The sequence below is a fragment of the Lachnoclostridium sp. An169 genome (assembly GCF_002160525.1).
GTDB lineage: Bacteria > Bacillota > Clostridia > Lachnospirales > Lachnospiraceae > Mediterraneibacter > Mediterraneibacter cottocaccae.
This window is the reverse complement of record NZ_NFKT01000084.1, coordinates 1-661: the sequence shown is the minus strand read 5'-3', so window position 1 is coordinate 661 and position 661 is coordinate 1. Positions and strand designations below refer to the sequence as shown.

General features: G+C 42.1%; 1 protein-coding gene. It reads left to right on the top strand.

Annotated elements, in window-relative coordinates; genetic code table 11:
- The coding region (locus B5F07_RS22920) for a hypothetical protein (protein WP_204248885.1) at positions 1-325 on the top strand (325 nt) is incomplete at its 5' end.
- Positions 326-661 lie beyond the last annotated feature (336 nt).

Genomic DNA, 661 nt, shown 5'->3' with positions numbered 1-661 from the left:
CTTACCTTACGATGTAAAAATCTGCTTACCAGAGTATGAAAAAAACTCCTTACCATACGATGTAAAAAACATCTTACCTAACAATGTAAAAAAGTGGTTGACATTTGCAAATTCGCTGCCGGGATCTGATCCGCTGCCGCTTTCCGGCAGCGGATCAGATCCAGTTGTAAAAGGTGCTTACTGCAATGTCGTTTTCACGGCACCAGTCAGCATCTGTCATGCCGCTCTGGCGGCATTCATTGATAAGCCTGATTTGTTCCGCCATCGGAACACGGGCTTTGCGAGTACCTGCCATAACCTAGCCTCCATAATTGTAGTGAAATAGTCTAAATATCTATCGGCTACAATTATAGGCAAAACCTGAGGCTCTGGAAATCCGCAGGAATATTTGGCGCTTACAAAGAATTAGCAAGAGAATTCACAATAAGACAGAAAAGAAAAAGTCGGCTTTGCCGACTTTTTAATCCCCATAAACTAAGATTGCATACGTACACGGTAAATCACTAGTACCGTGCTAGTTTTATCTATCTATGAGATAATACCTCCAGAAAGCTACAAGTTTTTTAGAGGAGTGTCCCTATGGATAAGATCACACATCAGGTCCGTGCAGAGCACTGGGCCAAAATCATGAATGAATGCATAAACAGCGGAATGTCTAAAA